Below are 22,682 nucleotides of genomic sequence, written 5' to 3' on the forward strand. Positions count from 1 at the left end.
AGCCTCCGGGAAAGACGGGGCGATTCAACCTCGATACTGCGATGCTCTCTGTCTGACGCCACCGAACTCGCGAACGCAGGAGTGAACATGCTGACGCAATCCGATTTGTCCGGAGCCATCGAAGATTTCGCGCGAACCGCAGATAAGTCGATCGTGAAAGCCAGGAGTGTGGTTCTCCCTCCCTCTTTGGTCCTGCCGTTCTCGACGAGCAAACTTTCGAAAGATGATGTTGACGAGCTCGCCAGACCGATTCCGACCGGCCGCGGGAAAGGAGACGAGGATGCGGAGTACATCTATGTATTCCGTGTCGCTCCTTCGAGTCAGCTCCCTCACGAGAAGATTCTCGAGACCTTCAATGCCGGTAGAGCGGCTCAGGAGGCCGCTAGCTACGAGGGAAAGAAGAATCTTTGCAGGCCGAATCTGCGTTCGGAAGCCAGCCGGGCGCTATATGTCGGTCGTTCCTACGCACCTCGGCAGCGGTTCAGGCAGCATCTCTTGTCGAGCACGACCGGCACGTACGCGATTCACTTCGCCGCATGGGCGCATGACATCGACTTGCATGTCGAGTTCCACCTCTTCCGGTTTGCCGGGCTCGGTGATCCTGTGGTCCAGGTCCTCGAAGATGGACTCTGGGACTACTTGAGGCCGTTGCTTGGCCGCAGAGGCGACAGGTAAATCGCTGCCGCCTGATGGCAAGACTAGACATCAGGTCCACTCTTGGCCGAGGCTGTGTGAAAACCCAACTGCCGATGGCAAAATATCGACACCGTTCGAATGGTGCTCGGTATGAAACGATTCGTCGATGGGGTCGACCGCTCACAGGGACTTCTGCTCCCTGATCGGCTTGAGGATTACGTCCACGAAGACAACCCGGTCCGGGTGGTCGACGCGTTCGTCGAAGCCCTCGACCTCGCGGCCCTGGGCTTTGCAGCAGCCAATCGTTCTGGCGGTGGGCGGCCGGCCTATCATCCAGCCGTCCTGCTCAAGGTCTACATCTACGGGTACCTCAATCGCATCCAGTCCACCCGGCGCCTGGAGCGGGAAGCACAGCGGAACCTGGAGCTGATCTGGCTGACCGGGCGCCTGGCGCCCGACTTCAAGACCATTGCCGACTTTCGCCGGGACAACGGCAGCGCGATCACGGCGGTGTGCAGCCAGTTCGTCGCGCTGTGTCGGAAGATGAAGGTGTTCACGCATGCGGTCGTAGCGATCGACGGCAGCAAGCTTAAGGCGGTCAACAGCCGGGATCGCAACTTCACCGCCGGCAAGGTTAAGGCGCGGCGCAAACAGCTCGATGAGAGCGTCGCTCGCTACCTGGCCGAACTCGATCGCGCAGACCGCGATCCGAGCCTGTTGCCGGAGGGCCGCGTGCCCCGCCTGAAGGACAAGCTGGCTGTCGTCCCGAAGGCGGACGCAGACGCGACGCGGCACTGATCGGCATAGTACTGTCGCTTACCCAATGACCGGAGACTGCCTTGATGCTGCCTTCATCGCTCGCGTACGACCTCTCGCTTGCTGCTGGCCCCGTCGCCGACCACGTCCTATTGAACGGCGGCCCGCGCACCGGGAAGCCTCGTGGGGAAGTCAGCGGGGTGCGGACCATGACGCTAGATGGGTTCGACCAAATTGCGGACAAGTGGACGCCGATCCTCAAGGCCGCTGGGTTTTGTATCAAGTTGGTGAGTGTCTTCTGCCACTCCAGCCCGCAGGTCAAATTCAAGGCGAGTGCACACCCCAAGTACGCCGTGACCAGCACGTTTAGGCAGTGCGAGCTCGCAGACCTTTTGATCGTGATCGACCATCTTGATCCCAAAGGCGTTGTCGATCGACGAGCAGTTCTCGTGCAGGCGAAGATGCTTAAAGGCGGTGCGCTGAAGCCGTCAGGGAAAGAGTGGGTCCAGCACAAACTCCTCGCTTGGCTGCCTGTCTTTACGTTTAACAGCTCCTTGTACAACCCCGCCGCGCGGAATCTGCGCAAGGCACCGGGGCTGAAAGCGCAAACAGCGGAGTATGCGGGCATAAATCTCAGCAGCTCGGCACCGGAGTGGCGGCATGAACTGACGCGTAAATCCGCCCCTTGGTTCCACTCTGCGATTCCTCTCGCCGACTATCTGGCGAACATGGCAGTAGGCGACCCCTCGTGCGGCCGTTCGGCCATCCCTGGCGGTTCGGATGATTGGTCCTTTACCGTAGACGAACTGCTCGCCGTGACGTCAGCGCAAGGGATGACCAAGGCATCGACGGTCTTTCGCGGAAACCCCAACATTGTGGGCTTCATGGCCGCCACACATCTTCCAAGCCCGAGCTTCGCGAGCGCCACGCCGACGGCCCTCCAACTAGCGCAGTTCTCAGGCGCGAGGGAGTCGGTAGGGGGAGAAGGTGGGGGAGGGGGAGAAGGTGGGGCAGACGGTGTCGATGAAGAAGACGCTTACTGGCCTGACGGCCCCATCAGCACCGTCCACATGACCGTGGGTCCTTTGGACGAGTCCTCCAACGGCTGATTCATGAACGTTTGACTACGCGGTATCGCATTGTGCCCGGCCAACAGACGTCAGGCACTTTTGGATGCATGCAGGGCCGGCTGCGCCGTTGCCGCTGCCTAACGTTTCCAGTTGGGCTGACCAGCTGACACCGCCGACCAGTCGAGGACCGCGTCCGACCCGACGGAAGCCATAGCCCAGTCGTTTGGCGAGGGTTGCGGCCATACCGAGGCGACGTCCGGTGAACTACGGAGTGACGCTGATCGAGTGGATTCGCCGCTTCATTCTACGTAGCAGGAACCCAATGAAGTCTCCCGACATCAAGCCGGGATCTCCCTTGGCGCGCGTTACGACGCGTGCGATGAGTAGGGACGCATGCGGGTTCCATTGAACATTTATTGCCCCGTCTCGATCATCCAGAAGGCTGTGTATTTTCATCCATCCAGGCGAACGTTCTGGATTCAACTGCTGGGACACCTTGAGACCATGCTCCGATATCTTCGGGTGCTTGGCGATGGCTTCCCGCATGCTATTGCCGGGGGTGCATACGACTTGGATAAGAAGTTGCATGGTTGAGCGCTCCTTTTTGCGAAAGCTACATGGGCCGGGAGACTGACTTGGGTCGCGCCAGCCGTTGCCACACGCCCTTGCCTAAGCGACGATTCCGCAGAGGCATTGACGATAGTTGGGGCGTGCCACTCGGTCTCATCACGCAAAGGCCAAGTACTTGTCATGGAAAGACTCGTAGTGCCTGCCCAGTAGTGTTCCCCGGCAAGCCGTGATGAGCTCACCCACCAGATCCTCCAGGAAGACGATGCGCATCCTCTCCCGACCGGCGTCCGTCAAGAACCTCTCCCTGGCGCACTCCGCCTGCTCGGCGACCTTTCTGTTGGCGCGCGGAAAAAGGAACACGACCTCAGATGTCGGCGTGATGTGGACCAGGTTCCGAAGGACCTGATAGTTCTTCAGGAAGAAGGTCGGATCGTTGCATTCATCTGCCAGGTATGCCGAGTCCTTGAGCAAGGGTGCATAGGTATTCCGAAATTTCTCCAGATGCTCCGGATCCTGCTTTGCACGTCCGAACCCGTCTTCCGTGTACTTTACCTCGACGTAGCTTTCTCGATCTGAGCCCCGCAGGTAAAAGTCGAACGACGTTCGCCTCTTCGCGATCTCACGCGGCGATGGGAACTCGAATCTCGCTTCGGCAGGATGACTCATATCTGAGCCAATGGAGCGAACCAGAAGCGGCAGCTGCTTTTCGTGGATCAGGGGAAAGAAGAGGTTGAAGCAAAGTCCTTGGGAAGAATTAAGGTGGTGGAAATACCGGTGGCGGTCCGTGGCGCCATACTCGGACGCGAAGAACAGATCGCGATACCCCTCCAGCAGGTTCCGCTGCTCACTGCCCTTGGGCAGGATGTGCCCCTTGTGATGCGGTATGCGGCGATGAACGAAGACTCCCTCCTCTGCCAACCCGAGGTTGTTCTTCCGGTAACCGCAAAGGTGTGCACAGGCCTGATCTCGAAACGTCACTGATTACCTCCTCCGGGGCTGCATACCTGATTGGATCGGGATTGGAGTTGCTTGGTCGTCAGGAGACGCTCTTCTTGGCCTCGGCAAACGCTTCTTCGGCTGGGATTCCTTCCAGAATAAGCTCGATGATGAGATCTCGTCGATCTCGAACATCACGGGGAAGTTCCGCCCTGTGACACTTGTAGTAGTCGGACATCAATTGAATGGCTTCGGCTTTGTTCGGCTTCCGGAGGGCTGCTTTCGCATCCGTGTCCAGAATCGAGTACGAGCCAATGAGGGTGCTCTTCTTGCTGGATACCTGCTGCTCACCCACCTTCTCCAGGGTCAGAGCCACCCAACGTCCACCCCAGTTGTTGACGACATCGCGTCCCAGGCTTGAGCAGAGCGCTTCATAACGACTGCGCCAGCCTGGCTGCCGCTCAATCTCGGCGAATACTTCGTCAATAACGTGATGCGAGTACGGCTTGGGCATTGAATCGAGCACTTCCCGAACGAGCGTTCTGACGTCGATTGTTCTCATTGGCAATTCTCGAGGGAGCGAGACGTGGTGGACATCATCGCCGAAATGCTTCATCCGCGGACGGACCCACCTGTTGAGGCTAGTCTGCTCGACGAAATCACCGGCGGCAACTTACACGGGCGTCAGCGGAAGCGGGTAACTGATTTGGCCATCGTTGAGCCTTTCGCCCTGGAATTCATATGACCCTTCCACGGACTTGAGGGTGCCGACTGCACGCGCCTGATCCGACAGCTGTGCACTGACCTCGCGGAGCGAGACGAATGGAGCCCTCACCCAGCGCGCAAACTCGAGGTGCAGCATGACAGTGCCGTCCACGGTGTAGGCGATGCCAGTGACCAGTGAATCGACTTTCTGGTCTTCCGGATCAGACGCCTTCACCTTGCCGAGAAGTTCGGGGTCGACGACCGGCAGTTCCGCCTTTCGACCGTCGGCGGTGCGAAGGCGCGGACCCACATTGAGCGCACCGAACCGGCTCAGTTCCTTCAACGCCCGGAATTCCTGTTTACTGACACCGATGTCCCTGAGAGGTTTGGGCGATTCGGAGTTTGAGTTCTCCTTGATCTTATCCCAGGCTTTGACAAGGCGATTTACTTCGATATGGAAAGGATCCGTTTCTTCGCGGTCGCCGAGTTCGAGGGTGCGATTCGGAGGGTCGGCCCAGAGGTCGAAGCTGTAACAGCCTGCGGACGAATGGGGTCGAAAGGCACAGTCGATCGATTTGCCAACCACCGCGGCAAACGCCGCAAGGAGCGCAGCCACCGCCTCAAGGAGTCCAGGCAGTTCCGCGAGCCGGCCGGCGTTGTCCAACTCCAGGTCCACGTGTTGAAACTCGATGATGGCCGCCAGCCCGTCCTTGCTGGCCACGGGTCTCTTTGACTTCTTCGCCACTTCGGTTCTCCCGCCGGGACCGGCCGGCGGATGCCGACTCAGGAAGCCCTGGCCGGCTCTCAATCTATAGGCCGGGAGCGCCGCCAAATCAGCGATTGGTCACCTAAATTCTGGGTCAATCGGGGAATCCATTACCGCGGCGGCACGTGGTCGGCTACCCAGGCGACTGCCAGAACCCACCGAAGTGCAGGCCAAAGGCCATACGACTCGCGTGGGTGGGCTGGCCGGATCACACCCACCCCTTCGATCTCGATCCGCTCCGATCCCAAGGAAACTCCCGCGAGGATCTCTTCCAGGTCGACCTCGAGCTTCTTGTCGATCAAGGGGCAGCCCGCGCTGATCGGCACACGGATGGCGAGCTGCCCCCAGTGGACTGCGACTGCGCTCAGTTGAGCAGGGGGATTCCGAAGCAGGTCGAGCAAGGCCTGATTGGTAGACGTCGATCTGGGCTGCGCGAGTTCGCCTTCCTGCAAACCGAACCGGTACGTGGTCCACCTCGTCAGGAGATCCATACCGGCACGCACCCGAACCACGGCCTCCGGGGCGATTCCGCACCGACGGGCGGTCGTGACTTCATCCCAGCCCAGGGACAACCCGCTCATCGCGGTGGCGATCGTCGAAAGATCCCCCGACGTACGCGTGGCCACTACAGGCGCGGTACCGGGGTCGAACTCGGTTGCCTCCATCCACGTCGGCGCCGGGAGTGTCAAGGCGATACGCAGTTCATCGCCCCCGCCATGCCCACCATTCGAGGCCGAACATCGCCGGGCTCGCTGGGCAAGCGTTCCAAGCTTGAGTCCCGTGATGGCCGCCAGGGCTGGTCGTCCGACGTCAGCACCCACGCGCATCCCTCGCTCCATGTAGCCCATGGCGTCATGGAGGTAGCTCGCCAACGGCGTGTGGATCGACATGTGGCCGGAGACGCGCAACGCGTGGACGACATCCCGGGACGTCGGGTTCCGCAGCCGCTGGATCCGCCGATGTCGCTCCTGCAACCTGTGCTTTCGCAGCCAATAGGTGCGCGCATTGCCGATCGAGGTCGACCACCGGAGCAACTGGCCGATCCTTCCGAAGATCTCCCTCATCGCAAACCGGGTGCCCGGTTCGGTGCCCGGCTCCTCGAACAGGGGAATCTTCGGCAACAGCGAGGGATCCCTGCCTTCGCAGCGGCGTTCGTGCCATCCACGGAGCCACTCCCGATCTGAATTCCACAGGTCGCCCTCGAGCGGGATGAATCCGGCAGCGGTCGGCGTCTTCTGAGATTCGAAGCGCCCGCGTGCCTGGAGGTGAATGAAGTCGCCCTCGTCGTCGAAGTGCAGGTCGGCCAGGGATAGCCCGTAGATTGACCTTGGACGACACCCCGATGCCTCCAGGAGTGCACGCGCCACCCGGTGCAGTTCACGCAGCCGGGACTCCCTCAACGGAACGAACAGGCGTTCTCCTTCCGGTACAAGCGCGTCTTCGAGAACACGAGCCACCCGGCGGATCTCGTGTTTTCCCAAGATGCCCGCATCACGACCCACCCAGCGCTGGCCGGCAGCCTTGCAGAGGAGGGCCCAGTCGGGGGACTCGATGTCGTAACGACGGCCGCTGATCGAATGGAACTGCCTGATCTCACCCAGTACACGGGCACGCATCTTGGTGGGAGACTGGAGAAGAACCGCATGGAAGGCGGTCGTGATCTGCTCGATGCTCATCTCGTCCCAAGAGCCAAGACCCAGCTCCAGAAGGCGCTTCGCAAAGCGGTGCGCCTTGGTGTGGATCGTGCCAGGCCTGCACTTCCCCTTCGTCCCCCGCTCCTCACCCAACAGGTGGAGAAAGTAGTCGAGGAGGAGAAGATCCGTCGTCAACTCGGCGCCAATTCGCTTCCTGCGATCCACAACTGCGTGGATCAGTTGGGCGCGACGCCGTTTGGCCGGAAGTGCTGGCACGCCGTCGATCTCTCCCTTGAAGTCGATCGAGAAGAGGGGAAGCAGCAGCAGTGACTGCGGCTTCTCCCGCGGCCTGTGCGAGGGCGACGTGCGGGGCGCTGGAGTGGTTTCGGGATGCGGATCATCCGAATAGTCGGATGCTTCAGGACTCGGACTCAGAGACGGATCGGGCACGGTCCTCCCGTCGGTGACACTGGCGGCCCGTACAGCCGAAACCGACGCGGCCTTCAGGTCGCCAAGCAGCAGGGCCCGCTCGATACCCGTGAGCTCGAATCGCGCAGCGACCTGGAGCGTCTGCTCCAGCAACTGAAGCGCACCGGTTTCGTTCGCGCCCTCGGCGACCATCCCGGGAAACATCCTGCTGAACCATCGGGAGAAGCCTTCTCGTGTCAGCACCGACTCCAGGTCGGCATCGGAGTGTTCCCGCCGAAGTTTGTCCAGCAGAACGAATGGAAGGCCCGTCAGGCAGGCGGCACCCGATCTCGTCGGCACACGCATCACCCAGCCTTCTGCCTCCGCGTGGATGGCGTCCTTCGAGCCAACCACGATTTCCTTCGCTCTATCGATGCTTCGATAGGGCGTCGAACTCAAGACTGCCAGCCAAGCCAAGTGGCCGAGCATGCTGACGTCATCTGAGGCCACTTTGATAGCCAATTTCTCCAACTGATCGCGAATGAGATCGGTATGTCCAATCGCCAGTCCCCCGGACAGTAGGAACGGACTCGGTTCCTGGACTGGGGATAGTCTCGGGACAGCGGGAATGAAGCCCCGGCACTCGCGGTTTGCTATCCCCTCCCTCAGGAGTCGTGCAACCTCCCTGGCTGCAACCATCGACTCGATTGCAGGGCCGCCTGCAGGTGCCACCTTGTCTAGAAGAAACCTGACGACGGCCTCGGAAAACGGAGCGCGCCCGTCCAGCGTGGCGTTCCTGTCCATCGCGCGGATCCACGGCCGGCCGCCCGAGACGACCAGTTCGAAGCCCGGTGCATGGATGGTCAAGGCTCCGGCGAGACGGCCCTGGATTATGGGCAGGGCGCTTGCCCGCCTCTCGAACAGTGCCACCCGCAGGCGATGCACCTGTGCAACGCACTCGTCCTGATGGCACTTGATGCGTGGCTCCCAAGCAGTAAGCGGCCTGGCCGGCAGCTCAATCTGGATCGGCCCGGCGTCCGATGGGACCAGCCACCCCATCTTCCGGAGACAGTCGTCGATCAGGGGGGCGATCTCCGCGGTGAACTCCACGGGGGAATACGGCGCGCATTCGCTCGACCCACCTCCAGCCGCGAGCAGCCAACCCATCTGGGCAAACCTCAACTCGGGATCGATGCCCGCTTGGACGAGCAGCTGGCACAGCGCGTGTCGATGGAGATTGCGCTTCTCGTTCCAGGGGGCTGGCAGGGCGGCGAAGAGCGCCGGTACATTGAGGTCTATCGGGTTCGAGGTTTCATCGACGATGCGGAACAGGGGTGCACCACCGCGGAGGATCGTCCGCGCAATGTGTCGCACCTGCGACACGCCCGAATTCCTGATGAGCATTTCGAGGAAGCCAAGGTAGTCGCGCAGCTCGTGGACGAATGCCCAGCCCGTCGAGGCGAAACGGGTGAAGTGGGCTGGATCGGAACGCTTGTCGCGCAACACCACCAGCGCGTGACGCAGCGCGAAGTTGTCGAGAACGACTAGCGAAAGGGAATCATTCGGGCGATGCCCGGTCGCCAGGGCCAGGTGGATGGCCAGGCGGTCGCGCCTGAGTCTCCATTCCGAAATGCAATTCGCGAGGTTCGGCCTCCCCCGGCGGCGGGGAGCGATGGGGCGGATTCGGAGTGCCAGATCAGCGATGGGTGAACCGGCTGGCGCCACCCTGGAGCCGATGTAACCCGTAAGCGACGTCCATTCCACTGTTGCGGCAACCGACCCGGACGTCACCCGCGCCAGTTCGGAGGCCAGGCAACTGGCGATGGTCGAAACGGCAATCCGGCAGTAGTAGGTGCCCGTGGGATTCATGCCGAACGAATCGCCGAACGCCATCTGGGCGACGTCCAGCCCGAGGACCCCATGGAGATGGGAGGCGATCCGCTTGCGGAAGATCGTCGGGCTGTAGTTCGAATTGGGCGAGGATTCCCTCAAGGCGGTGCGGAGAATGCTTTTGCCATCGGGCCGGTCCCCGGGCAGGAGGACGAACGGGCAACGCTTTTCTGCCGGGTCTGACCGGGACTCTAGGAGACGGTCGGCAAGCCGCAGGGTTTCGTCCGTGAGGGGAAAGGTGATGTCCGACCCCGTCTCCATCCACTTGGGAGCATCTTCAGCGGTCGGTGAGAACGCCTGGCGCGGGCGCACCTCGCCCCTGAGCAGCCTACGTCCCGCCAGATCCAGCTGCAGCCACTGCGCACTCACGGGGAGACCAATGTTCAGTCTGGGAATCTCGGCTTCGGAGACCCCGGCTTCGATCGCCAGGAGGAGGGCCAGTTGGCGTCGGGCGGCAGCATGGTCGCCTCGCTCCAGGGACCGCTGGGCATGTTCATGCGCCCCCCGCCAGGCGGCCTGGGTGACGACAGGTGGGGCGAGATTGTCTGGATGCCTGAGGATGTCGGCGGTGGAACGGCGCTCGAAGGCCAGCGCCAACGCGAGAGCCAATTGGCTGCGCGGATGGGGGATCGTCTCCCCCTCCGGAATGGAGGGGACCAGGAAAAACGGAGCGTCATCCAAGGCGTCATCGTCGTCCGGGTCGCCGGAAGCCGTGACGGGAGTCGCCAGGGATTCCTCTCCAGATTCGTACTCGAAGTTCGGCGCTCCGGGCGAGGTGAGCGAGTCCACCGCGGCGCACAACTCCGTCCGCCATAGCGTGTCGAACGAGTCGTGTCCCGTCAGCGAGGCGTCCTCGGGCTTCCCCGCGCCCAGCCGCAGCATTGATTGCTGCAGATCACGGGGGGTGCGGGCGCTCCCAAGCGAGCCGAGCAAGGCGCTTTGTTGGCCTCCCCTGGAGAGGCCCCGCAGGATTCCCGAAAGTTCCTTCTGCGAATGCGCGTAACGGCCGCGGATATGCAGTTCGAAAATGAGCCATGCGAACAGGCGGGCCAATGGAGTCGACCTTCCCTCCCTGTCCCGGCGATCGTGTGCCGCCAGGGCAGTGAGCACCGGGTAGTCCTTGGTCAGGTCGGCCGCCAGGATTTCCAGTGCCCCGGACGCCATGACACGGAGGTGGTCCTGATACCTCAGCCAATGTGCCATTGCCCATGGGAAGTAGAGCGCGTCCGGTGGCGCACGGCCAAGGAGTCGGCGGAGAATGAGGGCGGTGTACCTAACCCAGCTGTCGGAAGGGACGTCGATACCACCCAAGGCTGCCGTCCAGGACGGGTCGATGGGCGAGGGTTCGGTGGGTCTGGGAGCCGCGGTCACGGTGGCTGTTGCTCGGGATGGGTCTGTCGGGGAGCCTAGGAAAAGGAATCAGCTCCCGAAAGTGGACAAGGCAAATTGGGTCAAGCGGCGCTCCGTGTACCGGACCCAGCCGTCGGACGAAACCCACTCGGAGCCGCGGTCACGGATGGGTCGATCGGCGAGGGTTCGGTGGTTCTGGAAGCCGCGGTAATGGTGGCTTTTACTCGGGATGGGTGTGCCGGGGAGGCTGGATAAAGGAATCAACCCATGACAACGGACAGGGATAAATCGGCACAAAACGGCGCCCCGTGTAACTCCACCATTGAATTAGTTGCTAACAAGATCAATCACTTGGATCGATTGAAACGTTTTCGCATCGATCAACCCTGATTGCGGCTATGGTTGAAGCAAGGGCTCCGAAGGCAGGCGCGCCATCTTTTCGTCCCCGCCGCCTGCTTGGCCGGCCCGGGACTCCGCCAAGCCGGGATCCCTGCCGATGCCCCGCGCCCGGCGCCGCCGGCTGGCACGTCTTCACGCCCTTTTTCGTTCTCTGGATCAGCGCTCCCCGCCCAAGGGCCGCGCCTTGCCCCGACTTTCGAAAGGACACCCCCCATGAAGCACCGTCTCCTTATCCTCGCCGCCTCCTGCCTGCTCAGCACCTCCGCCCTCGCCGCCAACGGCGACTGGAGCGGCTGGTACGTGGGCATCCACGCCGGCCACAGCAGCGGCGACGCCGACGCCCGCGCCTCCCTCGGCGGCCAGTGGTCGGTCGAGTCGCAGGCCCTGCGCGACTTCGTCGCCGACGGCTGGTCCACCGGCTTCGACCCGAGCGACAGCACCTACGGCCTGCAGTTCGGCGTGCTGCACCAGTTCGCCAACGGCTTCGTGCTCGGCGGCGAGCTCGACCACAGCCAGCTGCACTTCGAGGAGAGCCGGTCCACCGGCCCGCAGCCCGCCACGCCCTTCCCCAGCCTGACCTACGATTTCGGCAACGCCATCGACGTCGACTCGAAGATGTCGCTGCGTGCGCGCTTCGGCTATGCCAGCGGCCAGCACCTGTTCTACCTGACCGGCGGCGTGGCGCGCGTGGACGCCGACGTGGTGGCCACGATCGAGAGCAACGGCAACTACCTCAAGCGCGGCGTCGCCAGCGAGACGCTGGACGCCACCGAGTTCGGCGCCGGCTACGAGTACGACTTCGGCAACCAGTGGTCGCTGCGCGCCGAGTACCTGCGCACCGACGCCGACGACTTCAGCTACGACACCGCCTACGTGGCGGGCAGCAGCTTCGTGACCCCGGCCTACACCGAGACCTTCCGCCAGTCGCTGGAGTTCGACAGCTTCCGCATCGGCCTGAGCTACCGCTTCTGAGCCCTCGCACGGAACGCCGCCGCGGTTCGCCGCGGCGGCGTCATTCGTCCGACGGGGCTTCCACGAGGTAGCCCTTCGCGGCCAGCGCCCTGAGGTAGCCGCGCTCGCCCACCACCCGCGCCATCGGCAGCACCGCGACGCTCTCGGCGTGCGTGGCCAGCGCCCGCTCCGCCGCGGCCAGCCAGGCCGCCTCGACCCGCGCGGGCAACGCGCTGAACCCGCTGCTGCGCGCCAGGCCGCTGCCCAGCAGCGCATCGGTGCAGGACTTGGCGTTGTCGGCGTAGGGCAAGGCCTCGAGCGTGGCGAGGTCGCCGATGGCCCAGGCATTGGCGCGCAGTGCGAGGGTATCGAGGTCGTTCTCGACCTGGTCGAGCGTGGTGCGGAAGCAGGCCAGGTCGTCGAGGTCGCTGCGGCGGAATTCCTTCACGGTGGCCTTGGCGTCCGGAATCACCAGGCTCACCTGCGGCTGCTCCACCGGCACGTCGGCGCGCTTGGCCGCGCGGCGCACGGCCCGGCCGACCACGTCGCGCCACGACAGGTCGGCGCGATCGAAGGCTTTCTCACGAAGCTCCATCGCGGCCAGGAACGGACGGCGCTTCTCGACGCCGCGGTCGCGCCCCAGGTAGATCGCCTTGAGCCGCTGCCAGCGGGCGTAATCGGCCGCGGGCAGCACGTCCGCCAGCAGCCCGTCGTCGGGGTTGTTGCGCGCCTTCATCAGCGAGGGCACCAGGAACAGGCCGCCCAGCGCGGCGCCCCCGGCCTCCACGTCCACCGTCGGCGGCATCAGCAGCACGCCGGCGGCGGCCACGCGCCGCTCCACCTCGAGCGAACTCCATTCCATGCGCTTGGGCAGCGGCGCCAGCGTGCCCAGCACCCAAAGCACGCGGCCGTCGCGCGAGACCTTCCACATCCCGGGGCCAGGCTGCACGCCGGAGACGACGATGGTGTCGAGGATGCGGGCATCAGGCGGAAGGTCGCTGGCGTCGCCTGCGGTCGCGGCCGCGTCCGCGGGTTCGCGGTCGGAGGCTGGCATCGCCGCGGCGGATGCGGGAACAGGCTCTGCGGGCGGCGGCGTCGCGGACAGCGGCGCGGCGAGGGCGAGGGCGAGCAGCAGCCAGGTATGCGTCATGCGGTGACCTTCGCGTTCTTGCCGGGGGAGGCCCGAGTCTAGTCGCGCCGCGTGACCGCGCATCGGCCGGACGACCCGGCGCAGGGCCGGCGTTCAGTCGCCGGACACGTCGCCATCGACGTAGTACCAGCGGCCGTCCTCGCGCACGAACCGGCTGGTCTCCTGCAGGCGCCCGGCGCGGCCGCCGCCTTGCCGGAAGCGCGCGACGAACTGCACCGTGGCGCGGTCACCCTCGGCGACATGCCGCTTCACGTCCAGGCCCAGCCAGCGCATCGGCGGATCCGTCGCGAGGTCCAGCGAAACCGACCGCGTGCTCGCGTGCCAGGTGGCCTTCAGGTATTCCGCGTCACCCCGCGCGTAGGCGCTGTAGCGCGAGCGCATCAGCGCCTCGGCGTCGGCCGCGATGGCACCGGCGTGCAGCGGGCCGCAGCAGCGCGCGTAGTCGCCGCGCCCGCAGGGACAGGCGTCCGCCACCGCGCGCCCTCAGCCCTTGCGCGCGTCGACGATCAGGCGCGCGACGTGGGCGTCGCCTTTCTCGAGCAGTTCAACCGGTGTGTACTGGAAGCCGGTGAGCACCATCGCCTCGCCGACGCACCACTCGCGCTGCTCCTTGGTTAGCGTCGCGGCACCCGCGGCCACGGCGCCCAGCAGCTCGGGCGTGGGCACGGTGTCCTGCGGCTCGGGCGCGCGCTTGGCGGAAGCCGCCTGGGCGCCGGTGCCGGCCTTGTCGGCCTCGGCGCGCAGCCAGGCCACGCGCGCCAGCGCCACCGCCAATTTGTCGCCGCCGTCCTTGAGCTTGGGCACCGCCTTGGCCACGGCGCCCAGCAGCGCTTCGTGCTCCATCGCCAGCGCCTGCTGCGCCTGGTGGCTGGTTTCAAGCTGCGCCTTGAGTTCGGCCACGCGGGCTTCGAGCTGCAGGATCTCGGTCGCCGGGTCGACCAGGGTCCTGGCCTCGAGCAGGCGCATGACCTTCTCGCCCATGCGCGTGTAGATGGCCGGCTCGCTGAACTTCAGGTCGCGGGCCGCGGTCTGCCAGGCCAGGGCGACCTGGCTGACGGTCTGGGTCTTGCCCGCGGGAGGCGTGGGGCCGGCCTCGCCCGCCGCATCCGCCAGCGCCGCGGTGGCGGTGGCGGTGGACTGGGCCTGGATCGCGAGGTCGAGCCGTTCGCAGAGCTCGGACTTCTGGAAATCGCGCGCCTGCTTGCGCAACTCGATGCGGCAGTCGATCAGCAGGGAGCGAAGGTCCTTCATGGCAGCATTCTATGCCCGCACGGCACCCGCGCGGCTACCGGGCGAGCAGGAAGTTGAGCAGGTTGTTCTGGAAGTACGGGTTCACTGACAGCTGGTCGTGGCGTTCGCACAGGAAGAAGCTCTGGGCGAGCGGGAAGAACCGGCCGGGCTGGCCCGGCAGGTCTGCCAGTCCGCGGCCCAGCTGCGATTCGCGGGTCACCAGGCCATCGCCGGGGTGCAGCATCAGGCGCTCGTAGTCGACGCCGGGCGCCCGCGCCTTCACGTCCTCGGGCCGGATGACGAGGCGCTCCCCGGTGGCATCGCGGTCGAGCACCGCATAGGTCGGGGTGAGGCTGCAGTCGCCGCCGAACACCGCCACCTCGACGCCGTTGGCCCGCACCGGCGCGCTCAGCGCCAGCTGGAAGCGCTTGGCCCGCGCCAGGTGGTGCACGAAGAAGCCCTGCAGCTCGGCCATTTCCAGCGCGCCGGTGTGCGGGTCCGGCGCGGCGGCCATCACCCGCGCCTCCACTTCCGGCGAGAACACCGACCAGCGCCGCACGCGCCAGGCATCGGGGTCGTAGATGTCGAAGTCGATCGGCTGGCCCTCCGGCGACAGCACTACCTTCGCCTCCGGGTGCGGCAGCGCCTCGAACGGCGTGGCGAAGGTGACCAGCACCTCCACCGGCACCACCCGGAACGCCACCTTGAAGCCCTGCTGCAGCCGCTCGAGGCTGGAGACCGCGCCCAGCGACGGCGTGCCCAGCATCACCACGCGGCGCACGCGGTGCGCGCCCTCGTCCCAGGGCGTGAACACGTCCTGGTCGAGCACGTCGTTCGGGCCGTAGCGCAGGTAGTAGTTGGCGATCAGGCCGCCGTTGCTGTGGGCCAGGATGTCCACCGGCATGTCCGGGTCGCCGTAGTCCCGGCGGATCTGCTCGATCAGCGCGTGCAGCTGGCGCACCGCCTCGAGGTTCTCCTTGCGCCAGTCGTACAGCAACACGTAGTAGCGGCGACGGTCGTTGGACGGCACCGGCTCGCCCGGCTCGCCGCGCTTGAAGCGGCCCACGGTCTCGAGCGCGTCGATCAGCGCGCCGTAGTAATCCGTGCGCGCCACGCCGTAGAACAGGTCGCCGGGCACCAGGCCGCCGCCTTCCCGTTCCGCCTGCTTCATGCGCGCCAGTTCGCGGTATTCGCTGAAGGCCAGCGTGCCGATCGACCCGGGCCAGAATTCCTTGCCGCTGCCGCGCTCGACCAGGGTCGAGCCCATCAGGCCGTGGATCAGGATCACCGGCGGCTGGGCCGCGTGGTGCACCTGGCTTTCATACAGCCGGGCGAGGTCGGGGCGCTCGGGGTCGCTGGCGCAGGCGGCCAGCAGCAGGACCAGCAGCAGCGCGGGCCAGCGGGAAAGGCGGTGGATCATGCCGGAAACCTCCGCGGCCGCCGCGGCCCGGCTGGCCGCGGCGGTGTTGAAGCGAGTGGAGCGCTAGGCGGCCACGCTCCCGGCGCCGAGGCGCGGATAGTCGGTGTAGCCGGCGGCGCCGGGGGTGTAGAGCGTGCCGGCATCAAGGTCGGCGATCGGCGCACCCGTACGCAAGCGTTCGGGCAGGTCGGGGTTCGCGATGAAAGGACGGCCAAAGGAGACCAGGTCGGCCACGCCGCTGGCGAGGTCGTTTTCCGCGCGTTCACCATCGTAGCCCCCGTTGGTCATCAGCGTGCCCGGGAAGCGGCGGCGGACTTCCGCCAGCAGCTCGCCGGTGACGCTGCCGCCGGCCAGGTGCAGGTAGGCGACATCGCGCGCGGCCACCGCATCCACGAGCGCCAGGAACTGCTCGCGCTCACCCTCGAAGTCCACCTCGAGGTCGTTGAACGGATTGAACGGCGACAGCCGCACGCCGACCCGCGCCTTGCCGATCGCGGCGACGGTAGCGTCCAGCACTTCGATGACGAATCGGTTGCGGTTGTCGGCGCTGCCGCCGTAGGCGTCGGTGCGCTGGTTGCTGCGCGGGTTCAGGAACTGGGCCAGCAGGTAGCCGTTGGCGGCGTGCAGCTCGATGCCGTCCACGCCGTGCCCGACCGCGAGGCGCGCGGCCTGCACGTAGTCGCTGCGCAGCCGCGCCAGGTCGTCCGCGGTGGCGGCGCGCGGGGTGGCGTTGGGCTGCATGCCGGCGGCGTCGGTCCAGGTCTCGCCGGCGGCGGGGATGGCCGAGGGCGCGACCAGGGTCTCGCCGGCCGGCAGGTTGGCGGTCGCGCCGACCCGGCCGCTGTGCATGACCTGGATGAACAGGCGGCTGCCGCCGGCGTGCAGGGCCTTGGCGATCACGCCCCAGCCCTGCGCCTGCGCGTCGTTGAAGATGCCCGGGATGCGGGCGTAGCCGAGGCCGTCGGGCGAGGGCGAGGCGCCTTCCGAAATCACCAGGCCGGCGCCCGCGCGCTGGCCGTAGTACTCCGCCATCAGGGCGTTGGGCAGGTTGCCCTCGGCGCGGGAGCGGGTCATCGGCGCCATCACGACGCGGTTCTTCAGCTTCAGGCCGTTGCGTTCATACGGGGTATCGAGCAGTCGGGTCATGGTGGGGTCTCCGGGGAAGTGGCATAACGATGGGACCCGCCTCCCGCAGAACAAAGGCCTGCCGCTGATACCTATCGTTATTCATTTCAGGACGATGCCATGACGCTCCGCCGACAGCCGCCGCGCTCCAATGCTGGTATGTTCCGCGCCTTCGCCCTGCTCTGCGCCCTGCTGCTCCTGCCCTTCGGTGCGCAGGCCAAGCCATTCGGGAACTCGCGCTTCGAGATGCTCGAGGGCGTGCGCGTGCACGTCCGCCACTGGCCGGCCGCGGGCGCCGCCAGCGGCTGCCCCGTGCTGCTGGTGCATGGCCTCGGCGGCTCCACGTTCTCCTTCCGCCAGCTGGCGCCGGCACTGGCCGCGGCCGGCCATCCGGTCTGGGCGATCGACCTGCCCGCTTACGGCTACAGCGCCCGCCAACCTTTCCCCGGCACCGCGGGCGACGCGCTCGGGCCCTGGCTGGCCGCGCGCCAGCCGGGGAGCGGCTGGTGCCTGGTCGGCCACTCGATGGGCACGCGCGTGGTCGGCGAGCTGGTGCGCCGCGGCGACGTACCGGTGGAGCGCGCGGTCTACGTGGCCGGCAATCCGATCCTGAGCGAGCGGGAGCTCAACAACCGCGAACGCTACCGCTCGCCGCGCATCCGCCGCTGGCTGGCGAACCTGGCCGAGTCGCGCTACCTCGACGAGGACCGCTTCGGCCGCCTGCTGGCGAAGGCCTACGGCCGCGACCCCACCGACGAGGAAGTGGCGGGCTACCTCACGCCGCTCAAGACGCCCGGCACCGCGCTGGCGATCATGACCGGCTACTCGGCCGAATTCCCGGTGAACCCGCGCGGCGCCGAGCTCGACCGCGTGCCCACCCTGATCCTCTGGGGCGAGAAGGACGCGTGGGTGAAGCCCGAGGTCGCCGACCGCCTGCAGGCCGCCCTGCCCTCCGCACGCCGCGTCACCATCGCCGGCGCCGGGCACAGCCCGATGGAAACCCACCCGGAGCAGACCCGCGCGGCGGTGCTGGCGCTGTTCCGCGAAGCGCCGGCGGTGGCGTCCGCGCGCTGAACCGCAGGCGCAAGGCGGCGCCTCCCGCCCCCGCGAGTCGCGGCCCGTTAAGGCGACGCGGCCCTTGGCTGCGCTAACCTCGGGGCAACCTTTCCCGCGGAGACCGCCGATGACCCTGCTGCGCACGCTGCTGTTCGCCGCCACCGCCGGCCTGGCCCTGTCCGCCTGCGCCACCCCGCCCGGGTCCGGCAACGGGACCGCCGACACCGCCACCCCGCCGCCCACCGATGCCGAGGAAACGACCATGACCTGCGATGCCGAAAAGGGCCAATGGGCCGTGGGCAAGCTCGCCGACGAGGCGCTGGTGGCGAAGGTGAAGGCCGACACCGGCTCCGACCGCTACCGCGTCATCCCGCCCGGCACGGCGGTGACGATGGATTACCGCGAGGACCGGGTGAACATCGAAACCGACGCCGACAACCGCGTCGTCACGGTGCGCTGCGGCTAGTCGCGGCGCGTCGCCGCCGGCCGCGCCGCGGTCTGGCGGCCGCAGCCGAGCAGGCGCGAGCCCTGCAGCCACTGCTTGTCCGGGTAGTAGGCGAACAGCAGCTGGCCCTGCTTGAGCGTGTCGATCACCTCGCGCGCCACCTGCGGACGCACCGCCGGGCAGCCGAAACTGCGGCCCAGGCGGCCCTGCCTGAGCGCCTGCAGCGGATCCACGTAGGGCGCGCCGTGCATCACGATCAGGCGATCGCGGGCGGCGTCGTTCACGCCCGGCTCGAGGCCGTCCATGCGCAGCGAGTAACCGTTGCCGCCGTGGTAGGTCTCGGCGGTGCGGAACAGGCCGAGGCTCGACTGGTGGCTGCCCTCGAGGTTCGAGAAGGCCTGCGCCAGGTTCTCGCCGCTGCCGCGCCCGTGCGCCACGTGCTCGGCGAACAGCAGCCTGCGCGTGCCGAGGTCGAACACCCACAGCCGCGGCTCGGTGGAAGGCCGCGAGTAATCGATCACCGCCAGTTTCTCGGCGTCCGGCGCCATCGCACCGGCGCGCGCGCACTCGCTGGCTTCCAGCGCCAGCGACAGCACCTTCGGGTCGAGGCCCGGCGCCTGCCCGGCGAGCTGCGACGCCAGGCCGTCGGCGGCCTGGAGGGGCAGCGCGGCCAGGGCCAGCAGCGGGGGGAGGAGGCGTTTCACCGCGGCAGCTTAGTCGCCCACCGATGACGGCGCCTGAATGGCGTCCGCGGCGGCGCCTTGTGCATCGAGAACCGTGACCGGGGTCGCGCGCAGCGGCTGGTCGGTCAGCACCACGGTTGCCCCCGGCGCCAGCGCCTCGTCCACCAGCGCCGCGAATGCCGGCGCCACCACCACCGCGCGGGCGAGGGCCGCGGGATCGGCCACCGGCTCGCCCAGCACCTGCACCCAGCGGCGACGGGAGCTGGCGCCGTCGCGGCCGGGCACGGCGCCCTCGAGCAGCTGGAACGCGCGCGTGCCGTCGGGCAACGGTTCGCCGGCACCCAGCGGTGCGCGGCCGATCTCGATGCCTTCGCGCAGCACCACCAGCCTGCGGTCGGCGCGGCTCACCAGCACGCTGAGCGCGCCGGGCGGGGCACGCTCGGGCGCCCACTCATGGCCTTCCCAGGCGGGCGTCGGCAGGCGGTGACTTGCGATCGGCGTCGCCAGCACGGCCGGCGCGGGCGCGGCCGGTGGGTGCGCGAACACGCCCGGTTCGGCCAGCAGCGGCGCCTGCCCCGGCTGGTCGGAAATCACCACGGTGATGCCGTGCGCGGTGACGCCGTAGAGCAGCTCAGAGAACGCGTACGGCAGCCGCACGCAGCCGTGCGAGGCCGGATAGCCGGGCACGCGGCCGGCGTGCAGGGCGATGCCGTCCCAGGTCAGCCGCTGCATGAAGGGCATTGGCGCGTCGTCGTAGAGGTTCGAGAAGTGCTCGCGCTTCTTCTGCAGGATGGTGAACACGCCGGTCGGGGTCTCGAAGCCCGGCTTGCCGGTGCTGACGGTGGCGACGCCGATGCGCACGCCGTTGCGGTACACGTAGGCGCGCTGCTCGGGCAGGCTCACCAGCACCAGCACGGGGCCGCGCGGCGAGAGTTCCGGCAGCCAGAGGTATTCGCCCGGCAGCAGCTGCAGCGGCGCGGTGCCGGGGAGCGGCACCGGGTCGGCGGGCTGCGCGGCGGCGGTACCCGCGAACCCGAACGCGAAGGCGCCGGCCAACAGCAGACTGGCGCAGCCGCGGTTCAATGCGCGAACAACACCGGCAGGCCGGACTGCGCCAGCACCGCGCGGGTGGCGCCGCCCAGCACCTGCTCGCGCCAGCGCGAGTGGCCGTAGCCGCCCATCACGATCAGCTCGGCGTGCTGGGCGGTGGCGTAGTCCACGATCACCGCGCCGGTGCTGCGGCCTTCGCGCGACTGCGTGACCACCTGCACCTGGGCGCCGTGGCGCGCGAGGTGGGCGGCGATGTCGGCGCCGGGCGCGTCGCCGTAGGCCGATTCGCCGACGTCGGGATCGACCACCAGCACGTCCACCCGCGCGTCGCGCGGCAGCAGCGGCAGCGCGTCATGGATGGCGCGCGCGGCCTCGCGCCGCGGCTGCCACGCCAGCACGACGCGGCGCGGCGGCACCATCAGCCGCGCGCCTTCCGGCATCACCAGCACCGGCCGGCCGCTATCGAGCAGCAGGGCGCTGAAGGCGATCGGGAATCGGCCCGCATCGCCGCGGCCCAGGATCGCCAGGTCGGCGTGGCGGGCGTGCAGCGCGGCGGTTTCCTCGGGCCACTGCAGCAGCGACTCGACCACGCGCAGCTCGGCCTCGACGCCGGCCCGCTGCAGCCGCTGCCGCGCCGCTTCGCCCGCGGCCGCGGCGCTGGCGCGCAGGGCGTCGAAGTCGGCCTGGTTCAGGGTCAGCACGGCCATGCCCCATTCCGACGCCACCGGCATCGGGAAGGCGATCGCGGCCAGCACGGCCACGCGCGCACCATGGGCCTTGGCAAGCGCGGCCGCGGCGTCGAGCGCGGCGGCATCGGCGTCGGAGTACTGCAGCGGTACCAGCAGGTCCTTGGGCATGGCGGGACTCCACGGGAGGGGGGCGGCCGCGAGGGCCGTGGTTCCAGCCTACGCCCAAGCGGGGCGCGGGCGTTGACGCCGGTCAAGCCGGGCGCCGGTCAGTGGAACGAGTACTGGCCGGCCACCGGCACGAAGACGTGGCCTTCGTACTGCTGGCTTTCGATGACGTGGGTGGCGCCGGCGTGGCGGTTCACGTTGCCCAGCCGCTGGCCGGCCGGCGCCAGGTAGGCCCAGTAGCGGCCGTCGGCATCGGGCGTCGGCGGGTCGGGCTCGGCCATGAACTGCGGACCGGGGCGCTGGCCGTTGCGGCGGTGGTGTTCATCGGCCGCAGCGGCGCGGGCGTCGAGGTCGACCGTGTAGTCGATGACCACCGTGCGTCCCGCCAGGTCCTCGTTGCCGCGGCGGACGGCCAGCACTTCGCCCACCAGGGTCACGCGCCGCAGGCGCGGGCCGTCGCCGCGGGGTTCATGGACGATGCGCGCGACCTCGCGCAGCTGGAGGTGTTCGCTGGCGACGCGGGTGTAGTGATCGGGATTGATGGCCGCCGGCGACGGCGCCGCCGCCAGTGCCAGTGCCAGTGCAAACGCGAGCGTGATTCTCAGCATGTGGCCTCCGTCGGGACGTCCCGGATCGATCATAGCGCCGGGCCGGCGCATCGACCCGGGGCCAGGTGGCGGCGGGTTGCTCCGGTCTTCATGCGTGCGGGGATAGCGTGCCGACATGGCCTCTCCGATGACCGCCCCGCTGCACCGGCCGATCCGCCGCTGGATACAGCGCGCCTTTCCGAAGGCGCCGGGCGGCATCGACTACGACCAGCCGCGCGGCGACCCGGGCCTGTTCCCGCCCGACGGCATCACCTGGCGGGTGCACGCGGACTTCCCGGGCATGCTCAGCGGCGGGCTGTGCGCGCTGATGCTGCAGACCTTGCATCCGAAGGCGCTGGCCGGGGTGTGGGACCACTCCAATTTCCGCACCGACCTCGTGGGCCGGCTGCGCCGCACCACCGACTTCGTCGCCGGCACCACCTACGCCCCGCGCGCCGACGCCGAGCGCCTGGTGGCCCGCGTGCGCCGCATCCACGCGCAGGTGCGCGGGACCGCGGAGGACGGCACGCCCTACTCGGCCGATGATCCGGCGCTGCTGACCTAGGTGCACGTGACCGAGGCGTTCGGCTTCCTGCGCGGCTACCGCCGCTACGCCGAACCGCTGTCGCCGGCGGACGGCGATCGCTACTACGACGAGTCGCGCCGGGTCGCCGAGGCCCTCGGCGCGCGCGACGTGCCGCGCAGCGAGGCCGAAGTCGAGGACTACTTCCGCCGCGTGCAGCCGACGCTGGCCTACACCGCGCGTTCGCGCGCCGTGCTGTCGGTGCTCGAAGCGATGGCGCTGCCGGTGCCGCTGCCGGGCCTGTCGCGCGACCTGTTCCTGGGCGCCGGCGCGGCGCTGCTGCCGGGCTGGGCGGAACAGCGGCTGGAGCGCACGCCGCGCCAGGCGCTGCACGCCAGCGTGGCGGCGGCCGGGCTGGCCGCGGTGGCGCCGCTGTTCCGCGCCGCCCTCGACGACGGCCCGGCACCGCGGGCGCGCCGGCGGGGGGG

18 protein-coding genes and 2 pseudogenes are annotated in these 22,682 nt (G+C 67.5%); 7 read left to right on the forward strand and 13 right to left on the reverse strand.

Annotated features, from left to right (window positions below; all coding sequences use genetic code 11):
• Positions 1 to 87: 87 nt before the first annotated feature.
• The 3 genes and pseudogenes from N787_RS14940 to N787_RS14945 all read left to right on the forward strand — a co-directional run bounded on the left by N787_RS14940 (position 88) and on the right by N787_RS14945 (position 2,501).
• Complete coding sequence (locus N787_RS14940; protein ID WP_156968948.1) at positions 88 to 675, forward strand: hypothetical protein; 588 nt, start codon at positions 88 to 90, stop codon at positions 673 to 675.
• 111 nt (positions 676 to 786) lie between these two features.
• Positions 787 to 1,392, forward strand: a pseudogene (locus N787_RS07410) (transposase); the annotation flags it as partial.
• 83 nt (positions 1,393 to 1,475) lie between these two features.
• Positions 1,476 to 2,501, forward strand: coding sequence for a hypothetical protein (locus N787_RS14945; RefSeq protein WP_156968949.1), 1,026 nt, complete (start codon positions 1,476 to 1,478; stop codon positions 2,499 to 2,501).
• Positions 2,502 to 3,188: 687 nt separating this feature from the next.
• On the opposite strand, the gene N787_RS07415 is transcribed toward N787_RS14945, so the two are convergent.
• The 4 genes from N787_RS07415 to N787_RS07425 form a co-directional block, all read right to left on the reverse strand.
• The gene (locus tag N787_RS07415) at positions 3,189 to 4,010 is read right to left on the reverse strand and encodes a PGN_0703 family putative restriction endonuclease (RefSeq protein WP_156968950.1); all 822 of its coding nucleotides are present in this window, start codon (positions 4,008 to 4,010) and stop codon (positions 3,189 to 3,191) included.
• A 58-nt stretch (positions 4,011 to 4,068) separates the two neighbouring features.
• On the reverse strand, positions 4,069 to 4,584 hold the full coding sequence (locus N787_RS14950; protein ID WP_156968951.1) for a hypothetical protein: 516 nt from the start codon (positions 4,582 to 4,584) through the stop codon (positions 4,069 to 4,071).
• A 57-nt stretch (positions 4,585 to 4,641) separates the two neighbouring features.
• Positions 4,642 to 5,394, reverse strand: a complete 753-nt coding sequence (locus N787_RS07420; RefSeq protein ID WP_034212236.1) for a hypothetical protein — start codon at positions 5,392 to 5,394, stop codon at positions 4,642 to 4,644.
• 155 nt (positions 5,395 to 5,549) lie between these two features.
• Positions 5,550 to 10,574, reverse strand: a complete 5,025-nt coding sequence (locus N787_RS07425; RefSeq protein WP_156968952.1) for a hypothetical protein — start codon at positions 10,572 to 10,574, stop codon at positions 5,550 to 5,552.
• A 759-nt stretch (positions 10,575 to 11,333) separates the two neighbouring features.
• On the opposite strand from N787_RS07425, the gene N787_RS07430 reads away from it, so the two are divergent.
• Entirely contained in the window at positions 11,334 to 12,092 is a 759-nt protein-coding gene (locus tag N787_RS07430; RefSeq protein WP_034212240.1) for an outer membrane protein, read from the forward strand.
• A gap of 40 nt (positions 12,093 to 12,132) precedes the next feature.
• Here the strand turns inward: N787_RS07430 and N787_RS07435 are convergent, their stop codons facing one another.
• The 5 genes from N787_RS07435 to N787_RS07455 all read right to left on the reverse strand — a co-directional run bounded on the left by N787_RS07435 (position 12,133) and on the right by N787_RS07455 (position 17,017).
• Entirely contained in the window at positions 12,133 to 13,221 is a 1,089-nt protein-coding gene (locus tag N787_RS07435; RefSeq protein WP_052575258.1) for a TraB/GumN family protein, read from the reverse strand.
• Between the two features lie 93 nt (positions 13,222 to 13,314).
• Positions 13,315 to 13,695: a YchJ family protein gene (locus tag N787_RS07440; RefSeq protein WP_034212242.1), complete on the reverse strand. Its 381-nt coding sequence runs from the start codon at positions 13,693 to 13,695 to the stop codon at positions 13,315 to 13,317.
• A gap of 9 nt (positions 13,696 to 13,704) precedes the next feature.
• The gene (locus N787_RS14305; protein ID WP_052575259.1) at positions 13,705 to 14,472 is read right to left on the reverse strand and encodes a hypothetical protein; all 768 of its coding nucleotides are present in this window, start codon (positions 14,470 to 14,472) and stop codon (positions 13,705 to 13,707) included.
• A 34-nt stretch (positions 14,473 to 14,506) separates the two neighbouring features.
• The gene (locus N787_RS07450) at positions 14,507 to 15,871 is read right to left on the reverse strand and encodes an esterase/lipase family protein (RefSeq protein ID WP_034212246.1); all 1,365 of its coding nucleotides are present in this window, start codon (positions 15,869 to 15,871) and stop codon (positions 14,507 to 14,509) included.
• Positions 15,872 to 15,934: 63 nt separating this feature from the next.
• A complete protein-coding gene (locus N787_RS07455) occupies positions 15,935 to 17,017 on the reverse strand; it encodes an alkene reductase (RefSeq protein WP_034212248.1) in 1,083 nt (360 codons plus the stop codon).
• Positions 17,018 to 17,116: 99 nt separating this feature from the next.
• Between N787_RS07455 and N787_RS14310 the strand changes: the two genes are divergently transcribed.
• Positions 17,117 to 18,070, forward strand: coding sequence for an alpha/beta fold hydrolase (locus N787_RS14310; protein ID WP_084590697.1), 954 nt, complete (start codon positions 17,117 to 17,119; stop codon positions 18,068 to 18,070).
• 109 nt (positions 18,071 to 18,179) lie between these two features.
• Entirely contained in the window at positions 18,180 to 18,518 is a 339-nt protein-coding gene (locus tag N787_RS07465; protein WP_052575261.1) for an I78 family peptidase inhibitor, read from the forward strand.
• Here N787_RS07465 and N787_RS07470 read toward each other — a convergent pair.
• From N787_RS07470 to N787_RS07485, 4 genes are all read right to left on the reverse strand, one after another.
• On the reverse strand, positions 18,515 to 19,201 hold the full coding sequence (locus N787_RS07470) for a murein L,D-transpeptidase catalytic domain family protein (protein ID WP_034212250.1): 687 nt from the start codon (positions 19,199 to 19,201) through the stop codon (positions 18,515 to 18,517). The two genes, N787_RS07465 and N787_RS07470, sit on opposite strands and share 4 nt — an antisense overlap.
• A gap of 9 nt (positions 19,202 to 19,210) precedes the next feature.
• On the reverse strand, positions 19,211 to 20,236 hold the full coding sequence (locus tag N787_RS07475; RefSeq protein WP_156968953.1) for a L,D-transpeptidase family protein: 1,026 nt from the start codon (positions 20,234 to 20,236) through the stop codon (positions 19,211 to 19,213).
• Positions 20,237 to 20,259: 23 nt separating this feature from the next.
• A complete protein-coding gene (locus tag N787_RS07480) occupies positions 20,260 to 21,087 on the reverse strand; it encodes a universal stress protein (protein ID WP_034212251.1) in 828 nt (275 codons plus the stop codon).
• Positions 21,088 to 21,185: 98 nt separating this feature from the next.
• On the reverse strand, positions 21,186 to 21,692 hold the full coding sequence (locus N787_RS07485) for a hypothetical protein (RefSeq protein ID WP_034212253.1): 507 nt from the start codon (positions 21,690 to 21,692) through the stop codon (positions 21,186 to 21,188).
• 115 nt (positions 21,693 to 21,807) lie between these two features.
• Here N787_RS07485 and N787_RS07490 point away from each other — a divergent pair.
• Positions 21,808 to 22,682: pseudogene (locus tag N787_RS07490) on the forward strand (oxygenase MpaB family protein); the annotation flags it as partial.

Source organism: Arenimonas metalli CF5-1 (genome assembly GCF_000747155.1).
Lineage (GTDB): Bacteria > Pseudomonadota > Gammaproteobacteria > Xanthomonadales > Xanthomonadaceae > Arenimonas > Arenimonas metalli.